We start from the raw sequence: 20,303 nt of genomic DNA, 5'->3' as shown, positions 1-20,303 counted from the left end.
GTCGTCGACGTCGCTGAACGTCGGCTCCTGTTCGATCTCCACGAACTCGATCACGTCACCCTCCTCCTGCCCGATCACCGAGGCAGGCTCGCCGCATCGGATCGCTCGTTCCGATGTCCCCGCTAGTCGAGGGAGCCGGCCTGCCGATGGCCAGGGTGCGCCGTTCAGCCGATCGGGTACGTCATTGCGGGCGTACCTGGGACAACCCGATCCCCGTCCCCAGCTCCGGCTACAGTTCCCGACTTGGGAGCTGGGACAGCTCGGGAAAGGCCGCGAGGGGGTGGCTGCGGGTGGGATCGGACGCACGGGATCGGTTCGTCGTCCAGCTCAAGCAGCTACACAAATTAGCCGGTACCCCTTCGCTGGCCGCACTGCAAGCACAGGACCCGGCGCAGCTGGCACGGGAGAACGTCTCACGATTGCTCAATGGGAAGTTCAAGCGGCTCCCGCCGTGGGAACGGATCAGCGCCTTCGTGATTGCGTGCGTAAAGATCGGCGAGCGCAAGAAGCTGACTATGCCGCCGCAGGACGTGCTGCTCCAACAGTGCCGACACCGCCATGAAGCTTTGGCCCACCTACTCGAGCAGAGCTCACGAGGCGCCTTGCAGCCGGCCTCCGAGGCGCGCTCAGTTACGCCGGAGCCGCCGCGACGGCGCCGGTTCGGCTCGGTGCCACCGCGAGCCGGCGCATTCCAGCACCGCGCCGTGGCCGCCACGTTGACCCGGGCCGTCGAGAGCGGTGGGACCACCGTGCTCACCGGCGCTGCCGCCACGCCGGCGAGCGTGCTGACCGGATTAGGCGGGGTGGGCAAGACACAGCTGGCCGCCGACCACGCCCACACCATGTGGGATACCCGCCGAGTGGAGCTGCTGGTCTGGATTTCCGCCCGCACCCGCGATGCCATCACCGCCGCCTACGCCGACGTCGCGGTGGACCTGCTTGCCCAGGATCCGGCCGATCCGCAACGGGCATGGCGGCGCTTGTTGTCCTGGTTCGCCGAGACCACCACCTCGTGGCTGGTGGTCCTCGACGACGTCCAAGCCGCAGCCGACCTGTCCGGCTTGTGGCCGCCGCACAGCAGCAGCGGGCAGACGGTGGTGACCACCCGCTGCCGCGAGGCCGCGTTGCATGGCGACCGGCGCCGCGTCGTCGACGTCGACCTGTTCACCCCGGCTGAAGCGCTCGCCTACCTCACCGAGAAGCTTCCCGACCGTGCGCGCACCGATACGGCCACCGCGGACTTGGCCGCGCTCGCCGATGATCTGGGATTTCTGCCGCTGGCGCTGGCTCAAGCCGCTGCCTACCTGGCCAACAAACCCCTGCTCACGTGCAACGGCTATCGCGCCAAGCTGGCCGACCAGCGCAACCGGCTTCGGGAACTGCTGCCATCTGAAGGTGACCTGCCCGACGAGCACGAACGCACCGTCGCCGCAACCTGGTCACTCTCGATCGACGCCGCCGACCAACTCGACCCTGCAGGCCTCGCCCGCCCGATCATGGAACTGGCCTCCCTGCTCGACCCCGCCGGCATCCCCACCATCGTCTTCACCACCGACGCCATCACACACCACCTCACTGCCCGGCTCGAGCGCGACGTCACCGCGGACGACATCCTCGGCGGGCTGGAATGCCTGCGGCGGTTCAGTCTGCTCACCCTCGACCCCGACCAGCCTCACCGCGCCGTCCGCGTCCACGCTCTCCTCCAACGCGCCGTCCGTGACACCCTTCCCGTCAAGACCGTCGGAAAGCTCGCACGCGCCGCCGCCGACGCACTTCTTGCCGTGTGGCCTGAGGTCGAGACCGATCAGGAACTGATCCAGGCGCTACGCGCGAACACCGTCACTATGCAGGACGTCGCCGAAAGCCACCTCTGGCACCCTGACGGCCACTCAGTCTTGTTCCGCCTCGCCGACAGCCTCGGAAACACCGGCCTGCTCGAATCAGCCACCGTCGCGACACAACGACTCCACCACCAGGCCGTCACACGCTTAGGGCCCGATCACCCCGACACCCTGATCACCCGCCACGAGATCGCCTACTGGCGTGGGGAGGCGGGGGATGCGGCTGGGGCGGTCACGGCGCTCGAGGAGCTGCTGCCCGAACAGCTGCGGGTGCTCGGGCCCGACCACCCCGACACCCTGAACACCCGCTCCAACATCGCCCGCTGGCGTGGGGAGGCGGGGGATGCGGGTGGGGCGGTTACGGCGTTCGAGGAGCTGCTGGCCGATCGACTGCGGGTGCTGGGGCCCGATCACCCCAGGACCCTGAACACCCGCCACGAGATCGCCTACTGGCGTGGGGAGGCGGGGGATGCGGCTGGGGCGGTTACGGCGTTCGAGGAGCTGCTGGCCGATCGACTGCGGGTGCTGGGGCCCGATCACCCCAGGACCCTGAACACCCGCCACGAGATCGCCTACTGGCGTGGGGAGGCGGGGGATGCGGCTGGGGCGGTCACGGCGCTCGAGGAGCTGCTGCCCGAACAGCTGCGGGTGCTCGGGCCCGACCACCCCGACACCCTGAACACCCGCTCCAACATCGCCTACTACCGTGGGAAGGCGGGGGATGCGGGTGGGGCGGTTACGGCGTTCGAGGAGCTGCTGGCCGATCGACTGCGGGTGCTCGGGCCCGACCACCCCGACACCCTGATCACCCGCCACAACATCGCCTACTACCGTGGGAAGGCGGGCGATCCGGCTGGGGCGGTTACGGCGTTCGAGGAGCTGCTGGCCGATCGACTGCGGGTGCTGGGGCCCGATCACCCCAGGACCCTGAACACCCGCCACGAGATCGCCTACTGGCGTGGGGAGGCGGGGGATGCGGCTGGGGCGGTCACGGCGCTCGAGGAGCTGCTGCCCGAACAGCTGCGGGTGCTCGGGCCCGACCACCCCGACACCCTGAACACCCGCTCCAACATCGCCTACTACCGTGGGAAGGCGGGGGATGCGGGTGGGGCGGTTACGGCGTTCGAGGAGCTGCTGGCCGATCGACTGCGGGTGCTCGGGCCCGACCACCCCGACACCCTGATCACCCGCCACAACATCGCCTACTACCGTGGGAAGGCGGGCGATCCGGCTGGGGCGGTTACGGCGTTCGAGGAGCTGCTGGCCGATCGACTGCGGGTGCTCGGGCCCGACCACCCCAGGACCCTGAACACCCGCCACAACATCGCCTACTGGCGTGGGGAGGCGGGCGATCCGGCTGGGGCGGTCACGGCGCTCGAGGAGCTGCTGGCCGAACAGCTGCGCGTGCAGAGGCCCGATCACCCCCACACCCTGAAAATCCGCTCCAACATCGCCCGCTGGCGTGGGGAGGCGGGCGATCCGGCTGGGGCGGTTACGGCGTTCGAGGAGCTGCTGGCCGATCGACTGCGGGTGCTTGGGCCCGATCACCCCGACACCCTGGCTACCCGCCACAACATCGCCTACTGGCGCGGGGAGGCGGGGGATCCTGGTCGAGCGTTGGCCGCGTTCGAGGAGGTGCTGACCGACCGTCTGCGAGTGCTTGGGCCCGATCACCCCGACACTCTGGTCACCCGCAACAGTATCGCGCGCCTCAGCGGCAACTCGGAGTAGGAGTAAGCGACGTCTGAAGCGCAACATCAGTGAGCAGGTCGTGTTCGCCGATGCTTGGCAGCTTATCCATGCCGTCACCGCCGCGCTGAACAGCGAGCCGAAAATCGCCGAATGAAGCTCATGCGCCGAGTCCCAACTGACCGGCTGAACGACCAGCGGGCTGGTGCGGTTGGATGTCGCGGTAGAGCTGGTCGAGCAGGCTTCGGTGTGGTCGCACGCTTGCGAGTGGGTCAGTCTGGCGCGGACGGAGCCTGTGCCGGATTCAGTGCGGGACTGGCTGCCGCTCGGTGATAACTGGACTCGTACCTCGACGGTGGTCCAGCAGCCGAACCATGCCAACTGTCGCCTGTAGACGCCAACTATTGCCTGACGCCACAGCTTGACGGGAACGTGTTCGGCGTTCAGGATCGTCGACAGAGTTCGTGCGTATGTTCGAGTGTTTGTCGCTGGCTTCCCCCCACGGCAGAGCGTGTGTGGTGTGGAGCTGGTGTGGCGTTCAACAATCCTGCTGTCCCGTGGCGTGAGATCCAGCGGGTCGCGTCCGGTCGTCCTCGTGTGGAGGGTGATGGGAACGATTCGCCGGCGTGGTCGCGTAAGCGGGAGGGCTACGCGGGGCCGCCGGTGGATCTGCGGGTCCGTGAGGGGCACGACGACGGGGGCGCGGTGCCGCGGGTGCCGTACGCGGAGTTGCACGCGCATTCGGACTTCAGCTTCCTCGACGGCGCCAGCCACCCGGAAGAGCTGGTCGAGGAGGCCGCCCGCCAGGGCCTGGACGCGATCTTCCTGACTGATCACGACGGCATGTACGGGGCGGTGCGGTTCAACGAGGCCGCCCGCGAACTCGGTGTCCGCGTGGGCTTCGGTGCGGAGTTGTCGCTGGATCTGCCCGCGCCGCAGAACGGCGTCGCGGACCCGGGTGGCGCGCACTTGCTGGTGCTGGCCCGCGGCCTGGAGGGGTATCGCCGGTTGTGCCGGGTGATCTCGCGTGCGCAGCTGGCCGGTGGGGAGAAGGGCCGCCCGGTTTACGACGAGGACGCGCTGGTCGATGATCTGGCGGGGCATGTGCTGGTGCTGACCGGCTGCCGCAAGGGCAGGATCCGCCGCGCCCTGGCCGCAGGCGACGAGGTCGCGGCGATGTCGGAGCTGGTGTCCCTGGTGGACAAGTTCGGGCGGCACAACGTGGCGGTGGAGCTGATCGATCACAGCCTGCCCCTGGACTCCACCTACAACGACACCCTGGCCTCGATGGCGGAAGCGGTCGGCGTGGTGACGGTGGCGACGAACAACGTCCACTACGCCCACCCCAGACGGGGCCCGCTCGGCGACGCCGTCGCCGCGGTCCGCGCCCGCCGATCGCTGGACGACATGGAGGGCTGGCTCCCGGCGGCGCACATGGCGTTCGTGCGCTCGGGCGCCGAACAGGCCGAGATCTTCGCCCGCTATCCCGGCGCGGTCACCCGCGCCGCTCTGCTCGGCGTCGAATGCGCCTTCGACCTCTCCTTGGTCGCCCCGGATCTGCCCCCGTTTCCGGTCCCGGCGGGGCATGACGAGATGTCGTTCCTGCGGGAGCTGACGTGGGCGGGGGCGGCGAAACGCTACGGGCACCGCGAGGACTATCCGAAGGCCTACGCCCAGATCGACCACGAGCTGAACGTCATCGAGAAGCTGGGGTTCCCGGGCTATTTCCTGGTGGTGTGGGACATCGTCCGCTTCTGCCGCGACGCCAACATCTTGTGCCAGGGCCGGGGATCCGCGGCGAACTCCGCGGTTTGCTACGCGTTGGAGATTTGCCACGCCGACCCGGTGAAGTGGGGCCTGCTGTTCGAGCGGTTCCTGGCACCGGAGCGGGACGGGCCGCCGGACATCGACATCGACATCGAGTCCGACCGCCGGGAAGAGGCGATCCAGTACGTCTACGACAAACACGGCCGTTTTCATGCGGCGCAGGTGGCGAACGTGATCACCTACCGGGCGCCGTCGGCGATCCGGGACGCAGCCAAAGCTCTCGGCTACAGCCAGGGGCAACAGGACGCCTACGGCAAGATCGTCAACCGCTGGGCCGGTGTCAAAAAGACCAGCGAAGAGGCCGCGGGGGAGATCCCCGCCGAGATCCTCGAACTCGCCGACGCCCTCGAAGACTTCCCCCGCCATCTGGGGATCCACTCCGGTGGGATGGTGATCTCGAGGGAGCCGGTGTCGGAGGTGGTGCCGGTCGAGTGGGCCCGCATGCCCGGCCGCAGCGTCCTGCAGTGGGACAAGGACGACTGCGCCGCCGTCGGTCTGGTGAAGTTCGACCTGCTCGGCCTCGGCATGCTCTCCGCCCTGCACTACATGATCGACCTCATCGCCGAACACCACGGCGAGACAGTCGACATCTCCAAGCTCGACCTCGCCGACCCCAACGTCTACGACATGCTCTGCGCCGCGGACGCGATCGGCGTGTTCCAGGTCGAGTCCCGCGCGCAGCTGGCGACGCTGCCGCGGCTGCGGCCGAGGAAGTTCTACGACCTCGTCGTCGAAGTCGCGTTGATCCGGCCCGGCCCGATCCAGGGCGGCTCCGTCCACCCCTACATCGCCCGCCGCCGCGGCGAGGAAACCTGGAAACACAAGCACCCCTTGCTCGCTCGGAGTCTCGATAGGACACTCGGCGTGCCGTTGTTTCAGGAGCAGGTCATGCAGATGGCCGTCGACGTCGCGTCTTTCACCCCAGCCGAAGCCGACCTGCTCCGCCGCGCGATGGGCGCGAAACGCTCCAGCGCGAAAATGCGGAAGCTGGCGAAACGGTTCTTCGAGGGTGCCGCGGCGAACGGCGTCGATCGCGACACGGCCGTGTCGGTGTTCGAGCAGATCGCCGCGTTCTCGGGCTATGGCTTCCCTGAGGCCCACTCTATGAGTTTCGCTCTGCTTGTCTACGCGTCCGCGCACCTGAAGTTGTATTACCCGGCCGCGTTCTGCGCTGGGTTGCTGCGCGCGCAGCCAATGGGGTTCTATTCCCCGCAATCGCTGGTTGCCGATGCCCGCCGCCACGGCGTCATCGTGCGCGAGCCGGACATCAACGCCAGCCTGTCGCACGCCACGCTCGAACCCGAGCCCGCCAGCACCGGCGGCCACGCCATCCGCCTCGGGCTCGCCGCGATCACACACGTCGGCGACACCCCCGCCGAGGAGATCGTCGCTGAACGCCGACGTAACGGGCCTTTCGCAAGTATCGGTGAGCTGACCGAACGCGTCCGGCTGAAGAAGCCCGCCATCGAGGCCCTCGCCACTGCGGGTGCCTTCACCAACCTCGGACCCGATCGGCGCCAAGCCCTGTGGGCCGCGGGCGCCGCGGCGACCACCCGCCTGGAACACCTCCTCGGGCTCGCTCCCGGCCTCGACGCCCCCGCTCTGCCGGGGATGACGCGGTTCGAGGTCACCGCCGCGGACCTGTGGGCCACCGGCATCTCACCCGGCTCCCACCCCGTCGAATACCTGCGGGACTTGCTCACCCAGCGAGGCGCGATCACCGTCGCAGAACTCCTCCAAGCCGAGGACGGTGCGCGGGTGTGGATCGGGGGAGCGGTCACCCACCGGCAACGCCCAGCCACCGCCGGCGGCATCACCTTCTTCAACCTCGAAGACGAAACCGGCATGGCCAACATCCTCGTCTCCCCAGGTTTGTGGGCGCGGCACAAAGTCGTCGCGCGGGCCAGCGCCGCGCTGCTGATCCGTGGCCAGGTCCAGGCCGCCGATGGTGTTGTCACTCTCGTCGCCGACAAACTCGAACGTCTCGACCTGTCCATGACGACCGGACCGTCGCGGGACTTCCGATGACCGGCGCCGACCACGGCTGGCGCACCCTCGAAATTCCCATCCGCCCCGGCGCCGGGACACCGACCCACTGCCCGTGGGGACACAACCTCGCGGTCGGAGGCGTCAGGCAGAGCTGGTCACAGGACTACCGCGCATCCGAATGGCTGTGCGAGGCCTGCCACGCCCTCCCCAGCCGCGGCGGACTATGGGCGCGCATCGACCCCAGACCCGCGCGGCACGTCACCGAGGACCAGGTCGACGAATACGGGCTCCGCCTCGTCCTGCTCCGTCCGCTAACGCCGGCCGGGATCGGATCCATCCAGCTGCGGCTGGGACACACGACCTTCGGTGAAGTCCAGCTTTCCCTCTGTTCGATCGACCGGCGCGCGATCCTCGTCCACGTCGACATCGAGGAGAAACACCGCCGGCGGGGAGCGGGCTCCGTTCTCGTCGCCGCGGCAGCCGCCCGCGGTCCGCGGTACCAGTGGACGACCCTGCCGATCGATCGCGACCCCACCTCGATCGCGTTCTGGGCCCGGACCGGCGCACCCGGGCCAGCGGCACCACACCCGTGCACGCATCAGCTGGAAGCGAAGGTGGTGCCCGCCGACGCACGATGGGCCAAGTGGTGGTGATCGCGCCAGCCTCGGGTCGACGGGTGCGCAGATGGCTTGATACCTGCGACAATTGCTCTACAGATCAGGGCATCGTCAGGGCTCTGGCGCACGATGAAGAGCAGGTAGAAGAGTATGGCTCAGGGCAGTGTGAAGTGGTTCAACAGCGAGAAGGGCTTCGGCTTCATCGAGCAGGACGGTGGCGGGCCGGACGTGTTCGTGCACTACTCGGAGATCCAGGGGAACGGCTTCAAGTCCCTGGATGAGGGGCAGCGGGTGGAGTTTGAGATCGGCCAGGGCCAGAAGGGTCCGCAGGCCCAGCGCGTCACTGCGGTCTGACGTCTCGATAAGCGGAGGTCCTTCCCGATCCGGGTAAGGACCTCCGCGCTGCGAGCGCTGTTCTGAACGGGGAGCGTGCTGACAGCCTCAGTGATCCATTGTCGGAGACCAGCAGAGCAAGCCAGCCCGCGCGGCCCGATCGGGCTTAGCGTGCGAGCCGTCAGTGTGTATCAGGGAGCGGCGGATTCTGTTCGGCTTCGTCCCGATCGCGCTGCCTGGACTCGTTGAGGGTGAGATGGTCGGCGTAACGCTGCAAGCACGTAATTACTCGTGCTGGAGCGTCTTGGCTTAGCGCGGCGTCGTTGAGCTGGAACTGATGCAGGTTCCCCTTGCCATCCGTGCGTTGCTGGTGAATGGTGCCGCGCGCGGATCGGCGTGGGTCGGGCCGAGTTGTGATGAGGCCGTATCGGGCCAGCATGCGATGAGCTTCGAAGCCTCGATCGAGGTTGAACATGCTGAGGCGGAAGCCGCTGGTGAGGAATACGCCGGATGTGGCGTGTACGCGGGGATGGGCTTGCGCCATGAGCCGCAGGATCAGGTAGGTGATGATCTCGTTGTCGTTGAGGGCGTCGATCCAGCCGTGGAGGAAGAACTCCAGTGGGATGGTCGTGATCTCCCGGCGTTCCCGGCCGCGCCCGAATTCTGGGACCGTGTACCGGGTCAATCCAAGTGAGCTGTCGTTGGCACGTCCTTCGTCCAGGACCCAGAACGCCTCGTACCGATGGTGCTCGCCCGGTGCCTTCTTCAACTCGATGCGCCCGAGCTGGTCGAGCCGCTCGAGTGCTGAGTGCAGTTGTCGAAGTCGGTTGCGCCTCCGAGAGCTGGCATGAGTTGACCGTCGCGTCGCATCTGCCGTGGGCAAAGCGGCGAGGTTGATCCAGCTCGGCCGTTCACCGCTGGGCATGCCAGCGTCGGGCGTCTCTCTTTCCAGTGCCAGCTGAGTCCGGGGAATAAGGGATGCACCGGAGGGGCGTGGCGATCGGGCCTGCAGCTCGAACAGAGCCAGCAGCAAAACTTTGAGGGCTGCTCCTTTTGAGGTGCTGACGTGCTGGATTCGCGTTGGGCCAGCCACCTCAGAGGGCTTGGCGAGAAACTTCGTACGTAGCCGGATCTCGCGGAGAGCGTCGTCCGACGTGCGCGCGGCCAGTAATGCCTGCCGGGCTTCAATGCCGACCTGCAGAGCGCTGGCGCCACCCCGGGGAGGCAGGTCTAGCAGGCTCTCCAGCCGCGTGATGCGCTTCTCGATTCGGTCCGGAACTGTCCTCGGCGTGCTTGTCACCACGGCCACCTCGAATCATGATCGACAACGCGCCACACATGATCATCGTGACGAATTTGCGCGGATAGACGGGTACGGATAGACCGCTCCACAGAGCTGCCAAGGTTAACACTCTTTGGAGCAGTCTATCCGTCAATTAGCCTGAGGTGACAACCGCGTTTTTCCAGGTCAAAGTAGAGGTCTCCGGCTCGCAAGGAGCCTGCCGGAGCTCAAGCCGAAGATCAAGGACTTCTCGATCATGACTGTTCTGGCCATCGCTGCCGGCGGCACGCTGCTGTCGGTCACTGCCGCCGCCTCCGGTGTCGCGCTGTTCCAGGCGGACCCGTTGCGACGACGCGACGCCCTTCAGGTGCTTCGCATCGCATTGGGCGCCACTGCGCTGACTGGCGCAGTCGCGGCCGCAACACGATTACATGACGTCCTGCTGTGGTGAAACCGCCGTAGGACACACGCTAGGCCAAACGGGTGACATGTCAGCGTCGCCAGACACAAAAGCGCCCCGGCGGTTGCACCGCACGGGACGCAAATGCTATACTTAGCACGCACCTGTGTATACAGATGTAGGCACTCTATCAGTCTCACTAGCTCGTCACTAGTAAGGTAACCGCCCCCAGGGTGGTTGGTCAACCGGGTTCACCCGGTTGTGACTGAGAGCACGAACGTCGTGCGTGGAGTGCTCCTAGGTTACTGATTAGGAGATTTACGCATGTCAGAAGACAAGATGATCGAGATCGGCGGCATCCAGTTTGCCGGATTCATTGGCGCCACCGCGCGCCAGGCAAGCAACGTCGTGGCAGAGCAGAAGAAGCTCTACGCTGGCGGCGCGCCAGCGTGGTCGTACTACGGCCCGTTCTATCGAGCCCTACGCGGAGCCCTCAACGCCCCGGATCCGCAGGCGCACCTCGAGCGGGTAGTCGAACGGGCGGCCGCGCAGAACACAGCGAAGGGGGATGCCTTCCGCGACGCTGCGGCCGGCTTCCTGAAGCTGCTCCCCGCAGGAGCCACCGGTGTTCGTGTGAACCCTGCGACCTGGGAGGACGCGGACCTGACGGTCGCACTTCGCAACGCCCTCGGTGTGCGGCTGAAGAACGGAAAGCTGTTCTACGTTATGCCGCACGCGAAGCAGCACCCGCTCAGTCAGGACGGGAGCGACGCCGTGCTTCGCATGATGGAGTTGGCCGTCGACCTCGCACTGCCCGGAGCCGTGCCGCTGGTCTGGGACCTGCGCCGCGACGGAGGGACGGCCTGCAAGCTGCACGGCAACACCAACCGTGACGCACTCGATAGCTACCTCCAGGCGCAGGCGGCGGCCTATCGAAGCTATTGGAACGCCGCGTAATTTGCCCGGGGAGCCCGTCCTCGCGGACGGGCTCCCCGCACGTCCTCAAAGTCTTGCCGCCGCGGCAGGGCCGGAGCGGCGAACGCCGCTCGGCTCGCCATCCTCAAGGTGTGCCTTGTTGTAGCCCGCGGGCCGTCCTCTCCGGTCGGAGCAGTGAAAGTGATCGGCAATCCCGTGCGGCTGCGTGGCGCATCGGAGTGTCGACGGCCAACGGAGTCGACATTCTGTTATCTTCCTGGTGATATTTGCCAGGCTATAGCGACAGGTGGTGGTGAGCGTGGCGCATGCGCGACGTACACAGGATGGGATCCTGGCTCGGCGCGTGGCCCGCCGCGTCCTTCGCCCGTACCTCAAGCTCCTTGCGATTGTGATCTCAGAGGCTTGGGCGACCTGGAACCAGCTCGGAGCGGCCGCTCCTGGAGTGCGGATGCAGCTCGGGCGTGGGGCGCGGGCGATCGCGGTCAGCGACTTCATCAAAGACCAGATCACGCGCCGATTCGAGCGTGTCGGCGGCTGCGAGGTCGTCTTCGAGTACGGACGGCCGGTCCTCGTGTTCGCAAGCGGGGACTTGAAGCTGAGGCTGGGCAAGGTCGAGCCCGGGATCGTCCCGGCACCCCGAAATGAGCGCCAGCTACGTATCTGGGGCCAAGAGGATGCCGCGTTGTTCACCCTGCCGGGAATGCCCAGTGGAACGTGGGCTCGGTGTGGATACGTGCTCGACTCCACGGAGACCGCCGTCGAGAGCATCCAGGTGCTCTGCGAGATGAACGGCGAGCACAAGTGGGACATCGTCGTTCCCGTGCCGTGGTCTGTTACTAAGACTCCGACCCCGCTCACCACCACTGTCGTGCCGCCAGCGAAGATCGCCTCGGCAATCCCGCAGGCAGGCACACGGCCCACGCTTGCGTCGTCCGACTAGTGAAGAGGTGAGAGTGTGTCGGCCAACCCGCAGATGATCTCGCTCGTGCGGGAACTACGGCGCATGACGCAGACGCACCTCGCAGAAGCGGTAGGGGTCCGCCAGGGTTTCATCTCGATGATCGAAGCTGGTGTACGAGACCCCAGCGACGAGGTGGTTCGTCTCATTGCGAACGCGTTGGACTGCCCTGTCACGCTGCTAGAGGAGCAGGCCCCAGTGCGCGGTGGCGAAGCTCAAGACCTGCACTTCCGTCGACGCAAAACGCTGCCAGTTACTGAGCGGCGTCGTATGGAAGCCAAACTTCACCTCAGCTATCTCACGGTCCGAGGCCTGCTGAGCGGCATTGACTATGAGCCGTCCCTGCCGTTGCCGACACTCGACATTGACGATATCGACAGTCCTGCCGAAGCAGCGCGTCTGATTCGACGGCTATGGCGTATCCCCACAGGGCCGATTCCTGATCTCACCGCCTACCTTGAAGCAGCTGGGATCTTCCTGATCCCGTGCAGTGCGCCAAGCAAGATCGACGCCGTCACCCGTCGCTGCGAGGAAGGCTGGCATGTCACCGCCTACAACAAAGGCATGCCCGTAGATCGTGACCGGCTGACTCGTGCCCATGAGCTTGGCCACTTGATACTTCACGAGCGCTACAGCGGAGCCGATGCCGAAGAAGAGGCAAATGAGTTCGCCGCCGAACTTCTCGCGCCAGCCGACGAGATCTACCCGCACCTCGCCGGCATCACCACACGCGACCTGGGCAAGCTCATCGACCTACGGATGCACTGGAAGGTTAGCGTGCCTTTCTTCGTGCATCGCGCAGCCGACCTCGGCTGTATCTCCGAACGCCAACAACGGTCCTTCTATCAACTTCTCAACAGTCACGGTTTGATGCATCAAACCGTGGACCACCAACTGCCGCCAGAACAACCCACACTCCTGACACGGATCATCGACGTCCATCGGACGACCCACGAGTACACCCTCGACGACCTAGCTGAGTCTGCACGCATGACACCTCAGCGCTTCGGAGCTAAATTTGGGCTACCACAGCACAAAGCAGCGGACGCTACAACTTCGCGATCGTCGAAGTTGAAGATCGTGCGCTAAGTACGCTCGGCCATGCGGCGTCGTGCTCTGCGGAGGCGGTCCAGGACAACCAGGTCCGGGACTCGCGGCGGCTAGAGGCCGAGAACGAGCTCCCGGGTTCTCCGCCCAGCTCGTCCGCACGTCTTCGTGCCCGCAGTGGACTGGTAGCCGTAGCCGTAGCCGTAGCGGTTGGCGAGGTCGATCGAGGATGTGAGTAAGATCGTGTCCGGCCGCTAGGCGGGGCCACTCTCCGAGTGCTTCAGTGTTGCCCACTCAACACCCGCACGACCGAGGACAAGAGGCTATGGTCAGCCTCGCGCCTCACATGACATTCGAACCCGAATCGCAGGGGAGTGGGCGCCTGCCGGGAGAATGCAACCATGACCACGCGGTCACGTAGGCGTTATATCCGAGCCCAGATGAAGCAGACGGGCGAGTCCTACACTAAAACCTTGAGGAAGCTCCCCACCCAGGCCAGCGCGTCTGAAGAGCACCATGCGGTGGCGAAGCTGACGAATCCGAACGTTCTATGCGGCGTCCGGCTGACTCTGACACGCTCAGACGTGTCGGAAAACGGCTCCGTAGATGGCGTCGTGATTTCCAGCGTCCAGAGCGGCACTAGCGGTTTTCGCTGGCGCGTGGCGTTGCTGTCTTCGTTTGAGGGAACGCCAGCAGGTGGCGTCATCGAAATCGCTGATGATGAAACCTGGAATCTGCAGCCCTCGCTTGCTGAGGTCGCCGCTGCGGCGGCGCGTCACGACGGACGGTGCCCGGACGGTCGGCCGCGGTATCAGCCCGATCAGGTACCGGGTGGTGTTCTCGCCACAGGTCCGGAGTTGCATCGGATGTTGCTGAAGCCCTGCCTAGGGCAGCCGCCTATCGCGACGAAGAAGGTGTACAGGCAACCCGACAAGCTGCTCTATGCGATCGCCGACGCCGAACCGAAACAAGCGCGCACGCCTGCCGAGGAGCGGCGGTGGCAACGTGAGCGGACCTGTGCGGATTGCGGGACCACTTCCACGTTCGTTTTCCGTACCGCCGACGACGGCAAGCGCTATTGCGAAAAACATCGAACGGACGCCGACCGGCGTGCGGAGCAGCAACGTGCTGAGGACACGCGCGTACGGGCGGTGTTGAAGGCGCGCGAGATCGTGGACGATCCCGACACTGTGCTGGTTGCCATGATGTGGGATCGAGAACTGCAGGGTTACCCGTTCCGGATGGAAACCTTCGGTGGCGAGTTGGTCCTCGAGCGGGTCCTGCCCTATATCGCCGGTGCTGCGCTGCTAAGCACTACCGTCGACGACCTGCCGAGTTGGGTCAGTGACTCGCAGAATCTCGCGTGCGTGGGCAAACGGCTAATCGAGGCGCCCGAGGCGGACCCTATGGGCGCCTTCCGTAAGTTGCTGCGTGCCGGTGGCCAGGTGTTCGCGGACGGCGATCTGACTCCCCGAGATGCGGACAACCTCGTCGGCCTCTACCGGGCCTTCATCGGTGATCCCGACGCCTCGGCTGGTCATGACATGCCGACGGTGAGCTGGAAGAAGTCGACGCGAACAGCCGTGGACGTGATCGACGGCGTGCGCGACGTGCTCCGTGAGATGGCTGCCGTCCCGCTAACCGACGATGAGATCAAACTGGCGAAGCGACCGAACAGGGTTCGTCGATCGAAGCGCTATCGGTTTTACGAGTCTCGGCGGTCGATTTTGGCGATACGGCAGGACGACAGGAGACTCGCTGCACGTATCTACAACGACGCGACTGGACACGGCGCTGAACAGGCAAAGCTGGGCGGCTGAGGAAGGCTCCTGACGGCCGTGGCGTGAGGTGTTAGCCGCTGGCGGAGGTCTTGCAGTCGGAAGACGGCAGGACCTCCGCGCGCAGCTCATGCCACCGGTGTCGCGTGCACGTGAGGGCCAGCGTGCAGGCCCGGAGTGACGATGGCGCGGTCGGCAGTCACGGCTCGTTGCGGAGGCGCGACGGTGCTGAGTGTGTTGGGTGAGGTCGAGGAACGCGACGGAGGTCAGCCTCGCTCGGTGGCGTCGCGTTCTGCATGCGGCCGGCCGTAACTGGCGTTCAGATGAGTTTGGTGTGCAGCGCCAGCTGGTCGTTGTCGCGGTCGCGTCGTAGCCGGCCCCGCCGGTCGGCGGCCAGGTCGGATGGCTTGATCACCACGAGGCGCAGCCCGTGAGCGGGGATCAGCTCGTCGCGACGCTGGTCGTACAAGGCGCGCTGTCGACCGCGGTGGACACCGCTGACGGTGAGCCGGTCGGGTTTGTCGAAATGCGGGACGGGCTGGTCGTGCTGGATCTCCCGGTATTCGACCACGAGCTGATGATCGGGCCAGTAGCTGTCGACGGGCAGCCGGACCGTGCGCCCGTTTCTGCCGGGATCCCCGCGCAGCCAGTCGAACCGGGCTTGGCGCTGACCGCGCTCGCCCAGGATCTCGTCGCACAGGTCCAGCACGTAAGCTTCGTCGCTGTTGTCACGCCTCATCGTGGTCATCGTGCCAGGTGACGGCGTCCCGACATGATCGACGCGATCCTGGGTGAGCTGGTGTCTCGCGATTTCCTGAGTCACCTCGGGCGTGGTTAGTTGCGGTTCAGGCCGTGCTTCCGGGTGAGGAGCGCTGCTTTGAAGTGAGCTTCGGCTGCGTCGACTTCTGCTGTGGGGGTGCTGGGCCCGAAGACCCGCAGGATGCTGAACTGGAAGTGGCGTGCGTGCGTGGGATCCGGGCCTGTCAGGTCCCGCAGTGCGACGTTGCCACCGTGGCCGTTCTTCGCATAGGCGGTCCAGCGGCCGAGGATCCGCTCGCCGCCGTCTGCCTTCCCCACATACAGCTGCCCGGTGCTGGTGTCGGCGATGAGATAGATACCTTGCACGGCGCCGAGCGCGGTGTGCCAGTCCCGGTATCGCGATTCCTCGACCACGGCCTGCAGCTCGGCATAAGTGATGAGGACGTGGTCGTAGCCGGGGAAATCCACCCTGGCTGGATCGGCTATCTCGACCACTGGCAAGCGAGAACCGAGTGCCCCGGTCTTGGCCCAGTTGACGGTGTCTTTCGACCATTCCACGACTAGCCTCTCGCGCAGGGACGCCAGGACGTCGGAGGGCCGCAGGTCGAAGAAGCGGTGGGTTTCGGTGCGCTCGGTGGGGAGTTCGCCGTAGTTCTCGTAGGCGGTGAGGAACCGAGAGCGCCGGCCGCCGTCGGCCATGAAGATCAGCCAAACCGGTGGTGGGGTTCGGCCGAGCTTGTTGTTGATGCCCTGTTTGCGGGTGTAGGTCAGCAAGGGAGCCGTGGTCAGATCCGTCGGCGACTGAAGCCCGTCATCGGTGTAGGTGTGCCGAAGGAGCACGATGTCGCCCAGCTCGAGCCCGGTCGCCGCGACGATGTGTCCGAGGCAGAGATCTCCGGTGAGAGTCGCTGATGTCACGGCGTCAACCTACGACGCACACCCTTCGACAGGCGCTTCGCCCTAATCGCGGCTCGGGCAGGACTGCGTCGCGCCCGAGCCGGGGACCACGGCCGTCGCCTGTGGCGGAGGTTGCTCTGACGGGATAGGTGCTGGTCTATCCCGTCTCCGATTGGGCTCCGTTGCCGACGTAGAGCCCGACACGGGTCGGCACAGGATGACACTCTTCCCCAGTGAAGACTGGTGTTGACCTGCACAAACTGGCATAATTTGGTACTGAACGCTACTAGGCAACATGGTTGAGCCGGGGACTTTTAATCCGTAGGTTCTGGGTTCGAGCCCCAGGCGGCCCACTCTTTCGCCTGGTCCACGCGCTGTGGCCAGCCAGGACCAAGATCATCTCCCCGGCTTGTCCCCGGTTTTGGGTCGAACGGGTTCATTCAGCAGCCTTCCAGAGCCTTCGCCGTGGCCGGGTCCGTCCCGGCCACTACGGCTGTGACCCCGGCGACGCCGACCCGCTGCCGCCGAACACCCTGTCGTCCATTGTGGACAGTGTTGTCGGCCGGAGTCGGACACGGCACGAGCCGTCGGTGGTAGCGCGGGCGCTACCACCGACGTGGGGCCGTCTCCACCGGGATTCGGCGGGCCTGCCTGATGGTTCACGCCACGTCGGACAACGATGCTGGACTCGATCGATCTGACGTCGTCGAACGAAGGAAAGTGCATGTCGAGAATGGAATCGCTGCGTCGTAACCTGGTCCGCGCCGCCGGTGTCGCGCTGGCCGGGATGTTCTGTGCGATCGCGGTGCCCGGGAGTGCCGACGCGGTGGTGAACGGGAAGGACTCCACCGAACGCTACGAGTTCATGGCCTCGATTCCGGAGATCGTGCCCGAGATGAACAACGCCAAGGGGGTCTGCGGGGCGGTGCTGATCCACCCGCAGTGGGTGGTGACCGCGGCGCACTGCGTCGACCCGGAACGCAACCCGGCGGTGCCGGAAGGGACCGTGCGCATCGGCAGCAAGTGGAGGACCAGCGGCGGCACCGTGCGCACGATCGACCGCTGGGTACGTCATCCGGGTTATGAGCCGGGCGCGCCGAACAAGAACGACATCGCGCTGGTACGGCTGGATCGCCCGGTCCGCGATCAGCCGATCCGGATCGCCGCCCGGCCGGGGCTTCCCGGCACGCCGACCCGTTTGATGGGCTTCGGCACCACGGTCGACACCGCCGACATCACCAAGGCGGTGTTCCCCGAACGGCTCCAGCAGCTCGACACCCGTCGCGGCGCGGAATGGGAATGCTCGCCCGGCTACGCGGATCCGACTCGGTTGTGCACGGTCAGCCGCAAGCGTGACGCGATGGCGTGCATGGGCGATTCCGGCGGGCCGCAGGTCCAACGCGGCAAGGGCGGCCGATGGGAGCTGATCGGCGTCACCTCCGGTCCCGGCGACGACGACGTGCCCTGCGCCAACGGGCCTGGCCTCTACACCAGCGTGCCTGCCTACACCGACTGGATCCACCGCACGATCCACGGCCGCGGCTGACCCGGTTCGTCCGAGGACGGTCTGCGATGTCGAGACGACCCGGTCGGCTCCGACCTTCCCGGAGAGCGCCGGACGGCGGCGCCCCGTAAGCGGAGGGAGGCCTTGCGATGAGCAAGGTGGTGCTGGACGTGTCGATGTCGCTGGACGGATTCACCGCCGGACCGAACGTGCGGGACGAGGAGCCGATGGGTGACGGCGGCGAGCGGCTGCACGAGTGGATGGCCGGGGACGGAGCCGACGCCCGCGCCTTCGAAGAGGTGAACGCGATCGTCGGGGCGACCGTCATCGGGCGGCGCACCTTCGACCTCGGTCTCGGTCCGTGGGGTGGGACGCCCTGGCCCGGCGTGCCGGGTTTCGTGGTCACCCATCGGACCAGGGGCGACCTCCTCGGCGACAACGGCGGGAAGTTCGTCTTCGACGGCCTGGAGGCCTCGGTCCGCCGCGCCAAGGAGGCGGCGGGGGACAAGGACGTCCTGGTGATGGGCGCGGACGTCGCCGGGCAGCTGCTCGAAGCCGACCTCCTCGACGAGGTTCACCTCCACCTCGCTCCCGTGGTGCTGGGGCAGGGGACCGGGCTGTTCGCCGGACGTCTTGGCGAGCTGATCCCGGTGGGTGAACCCGTCGCGGGGGCCGCTACTCACCTGCGCTATCGCGTCCGGCGCGCAGCCGGGCGCGATGCGTGAGGGTGTCGACGACGCGCTGCCATGCCGGTGACGCCTCGGAGATCCGGGAGACGACCAGCTTCAGGTACGCCGGCTGCCCGCCGTCCCGTTCGTGCTCGATCTCCCAGGCGTCCAGCTCGTCGATGAGCCGGTCCAGCCGCGGATCGCGCGGATCCCAGCCGACCGACCGGTCGCAGGCGAGATGGAGGCGCAGCGTCTCGGGGTCGTTGAAGGCGGCGTTCTTCTCCCGTAGCCGCTGCGGCACGAGGTGCGGATCCAGCGCTCGCATCAGGATCCACGCGTCGCGTTCCAGGCGTATCCGCTGTTCGCTGACGCCGAGATCGCGCATCCGGTCCAGGAGCGCGACCACGCCGGGAGGCAGCACCAGCCTTTCGCCGCCTGCCAGTTCGGCGATGCGGAGGCGGTTTTCGGTGAGCTGGTCGATCTTGCGCCGCAGGTCGGCGTCGATCTCGGTGATGGCGGCGGCGAATTCGGCCGGTCGGGCGTGCAGCAGCGCGTCGATGCGGGCCAGCGGGACCCCGGCGTCGGCCAGGGTCCTGATCCGGATGAGGTCCACCGCCGCCTGCGCGCTGTAGCGGCGGTAACCGGAGGCGTCGCGGTCGGGTTCGGGCAGCAGGCCGACGTGGTGGTAGTGGCGAACGGTGCGCACGGTCACGCCGGCGGTCGCCGCGAGCTGGCCGATCGTGAGCACCGTTCTCCTGTCTTCGGGAAACGTGACCGAGTCTAGAAGCGCCCGGCCAGGTCGACGACGTCGCGGATCGCCTGGACGACGGCATCGGGGCGGTCGAAGCAGAGCCTGTGGTGGAGGGTGTCAGTGAGGACGCGTTGTTCGCCGTGGGAGACCGTGTCCACCAGGGCCGCGTCCAATTTGGACTTGGCCTCGTTCGACTTCGGCTGGGTGGCGTCGCCCACGACGGTGAGCGCGATCAGCGGGACGTCGGGGAGGCCGGGGCCGGCCCGCAGCTCGGCGGCGAGGTCGACCAGGCCGCCGCGTTCGGCGATGCCCGAGCGGAGCCATGCGTCGCTCACCTTGGCTTCGATCAGCGACTTCCGCAGCTGTTCCGGATAGTCCGTCCGCAGCTCGGCGTACGTTTCGCGCAGGGACGGGCGCAGCTGTTCGAGCTGGTCCAGGGCGGGCGCCGACCGTTCGGCCGCGGCCAGGCTCGCTTCGGGCGGCATGAAGTCGTCCCAGTCGCGGTGGAGGCCGTCCAGCCAGACCAGTCCCGCCACGTCCTCCGGGTACAGCTGCGCGAACCGGTGTGCGTAGAGCCCGCCGAGGGAATGCGGCGCGAGCACGAAGGGGCCGGGGATGTCCTGGGCGCGGAGCAGCTCGCGCAGTTCCGTCGCGACCGCGGTGGCGGTGCGCGGCAGCGGGAGGGGATCGCTGTAGCCCGTGCCGCCGCGGTCGTACACGACGGCGGTGGTGAACCGGGAGACCTCTCGCTGGACGCCGAAATAGTCGAGGCCGACGGCGCCGGCACCAGGCAGGAACACGACGGCCGGGCCGCCGTCACCCGATCGGTGCAAGAAGACCCGGTGGCCGTCGACGTCCTGGAACCCGCCGACGGGAGGAGCGGAAGTGGTGTCGTTCGTCATGCGGCAAGGCTCCGACCCTGACGCAGGGTCAAGGTCAAGCCCGCCCGGCGGGGCCAGTGATCGGACACCTGTCCCATATTTGTCGGAAGTGTCGCTGACCTGCTGATTGTTCGCACGCGCGGCCT

At 66.8% G+C, this 20,303-nt stretch carries 16 protein-coding genes and 1 tRNA gene; 12 read left to right on the top strand and 5 right to left on the bottom strand.

Features of this window, described 5'->3' with window-relative positions; all coding sequences use genetic code 11:
* Positions 1–290: 290 nt before the first annotated feature.
* The 4 genes from fxsT to SD37_RS39550 all read left to right on the top strand — a co-directional run bounded on the left by fxsT (position 291) and on the right by SD37_RS39550 (position 8,317).
* Complete coding sequence (fxsT, locus tag SD37_RS39565) at positions 291–3,572, top strand: FxSxx-COOH system tetratricopeptide repeat protein (protein ID WP_201788865.1); 3,282 nt, start codon at positions 291–293, stop codon at positions 3,570–3,572.
* Positions 3,573–4,061: 489 nt separating this feature from the next.
* Entirely contained in the window at positions 4,062–7,385 is a 3,324-nt protein-coding gene (locus tag SD37_RS39560; RefSeq protein ID WP_044855194.1) for an error-prone DNA polymerase, read from the top strand.
* Positions 7,382–7,999 (top strand): hypothetical protein, encoded by a 618-nt coding sequence (locus SD37_RS39555; protein ID WP_052675105.1) that lies wholly within the window; start codon positions 7,382–7,384, stop codon positions 7,997–7,999. The genes SD37_RS39560 and SD37_RS39555 overlap by 4 nt, the downstream gene beginning before the upstream one ends.
* A gap of 114 nt (positions 8,000–8,113) precedes the next feature.
* Positions 8,114–8,317, top strand: a complete 204-nt coding sequence (locus tag SD37_RS39550) for a cold-shock protein (protein ID WP_044855193.1) — start codon at positions 8,114–8,116, stop codon at positions 8,315–8,317.
* A 160-nt stretch (positions 8,318–8,477) separates the two neighbouring features.
* Here the strand turns inward: SD37_RS39550 and SD37_RS39545 are convergent, their stop codons facing one another.
* A complete protein-coding gene (locus tag SD37_RS39545) occupies positions 8,478–9,596 on the bottom strand; it encodes a hypothetical protein (RefSeq protein WP_145926840.1) in 1,119 nt (372 codons plus the stop codon).
* Positions 9,597–9,834: 238 nt separating this feature from the next.
* Here SD37_RS39545 and SD37_RS39540 point away from each other — a divergent pair, with 238 nt between their 5' ends.
* The 5 genes from SD37_RS39540 to SD37_RS39520 all read left to right on the top strand — a co-directional run bounded on the left by SD37_RS39540 (position 9,835) and on the right by SD37_RS39520 (position 14,739).
* Positions 9,835–10,029 (top strand): hypothetical protein, encoded by a 195-nt coding sequence (locus tag SD37_RS39540; RefSeq protein ID WP_044855191.1) that lies wholly within the window; start codon positions 9,835–9,837, stop codon positions 10,027–10,029.
* A 273-nt stretch (positions 10,030–10,302) separates the two neighbouring features.
* Positions 10,303–10,935, top strand: coding sequence for a hypothetical protein (locus SD37_RS39535; protein WP_044855190.1), 633 nt, complete (start codon positions 10,303–10,305; stop codon positions 10,933–10,935).
* A 427-nt stretch (positions 10,936–11,362) separates the two neighbouring features.
* Positions 11,363–11,854, top strand: a complete 492-nt coding sequence (locus SD37_RS39530) for a hypothetical protein (RefSeq protein WP_145926839.1) — start codon at positions 11,363–11,365, stop codon at positions 11,852–11,854.
* A 15-nt stretch (positions 11,855–11,869) separates the two neighbouring features.
* Positions 11,870–12,961, top strand: coding sequence for an XRE family transcriptional regulator (locus SD37_RS39525; protein WP_044855188.1), 1,092 nt, complete (start codon positions 11,870–11,872; stop codon positions 12,959–12,961).
* Between the two features lie 398 nt (positions 12,962–13,359).
* On the top strand, positions 13,360–14,739 hold the full coding sequence (locus tag SD37_RS39520) for a hypothetical protein (RefSeq protein ID WP_145926838.1): 1,380 nt from the start codon (positions 13,360–13,362) through the stop codon (positions 14,737–14,739).
* Between the two features lie 277 nt (positions 14,740–15,016).
* Here the strand turns inward: SD37_RS39520 and SD37_RS39515 are convergent, their stop codons facing one another.
* A complete protein-coding gene (locus tag SD37_RS39515) occupies positions 15,017–15,445 on the bottom strand; it encodes a hypothetical protein (RefSeq protein ID WP_201788864.1) in 429 nt (142 codons plus the stop codon).
* A gap of 86 nt (positions 15,446–15,531) precedes the next feature.
* The gene (locus tag SD37_RS39510; protein WP_201788863.1) at positions 15,532–16,374 is read right to left on the bottom strand and encodes a GIY-YIG nuclease family protein; all 843 of its coding nucleotides are present in this window, start codon (positions 16,372–16,374) and stop codon (positions 15,532–15,534) included.
* Positions 16,375–16,639: 265 nt separating this feature from the next.
* On the opposite strand from SD37_RS39510, the gene SD37_RS39505 reads away from it, so the two are divergent.
* The 3 genes from SD37_RS39505 (at position 16,640) to SD37_RS39495 (ending at position 18,582) form a co-directional block, all read left to right on the top strand.
* Positions 16,640–16,706, top strand: a tRNA-Lys gene (locus SD37_RS39505).
* A 371-nt stretch (positions 16,707–17,077) separates the two neighbouring features.
* A complete protein-coding gene (locus tag SD37_RS39500) occupies positions 17,078–17,899 on the top strand; it encodes a S1 family peptidase (protein WP_044855330.1) in 822 nt (273 codons plus the stop codon).
* Positions 17,900–18,006: 107 nt separating this feature from the next.
* Positions 18,007–18,582, top strand: a complete 576-nt coding sequence (locus SD37_RS39495) for a dihydrofolate reductase family protein (RefSeq protein ID WP_044855186.1) — start codon at positions 18,007–18,009, stop codon at positions 18,580–18,582.
* Here SD37_RS39495 and SD37_RS39490 read toward each other — a convergent pair.
* Together SD37_RS39490 and SD37_RS39485 are read right to left on the bottom strand one after the other, a co-directional pair.
* Complete coding sequence (locus SD37_RS39490) at positions 18,533–19,273, bottom strand: MerR family transcriptional regulator (protein ID WP_044855185.1); 741 nt, start codon at positions 19,271–19,273, stop codon at positions 18,533–18,535. The genes SD37_RS39495 and SD37_RS39490 overlap by 50 nt on opposite strands.
* A 32-nt stretch (positions 19,274–19,305) precedes the next feature.
* The gene (locus tag SD37_RS39485; protein WP_044855184.1) at positions 19,306–20,178 is read right to left on the bottom strand and encodes an alpha/beta fold hydrolase; all 873 of its coding nucleotides are present in this window, start codon (positions 20,176–20,178) and stop codon (positions 19,306–19,308) included.
* Positions 20,179–20,303: the final 125 nt, after the last annotated feature.

It is taken from the genome of Amycolatopsis orientalis (assembly GCF_000943515.2).
GTDB classification, from domain to species: domain Bacteria; phylum Actinomycetota; class Actinomycetes; order Mycobacteriales; family Pseudonocardiaceae; genus Amycolatopsis; species Amycolatopsis orientalis.
This window is presented reverse-complemented; position numbering and strand designations above follow the sequence as displayed.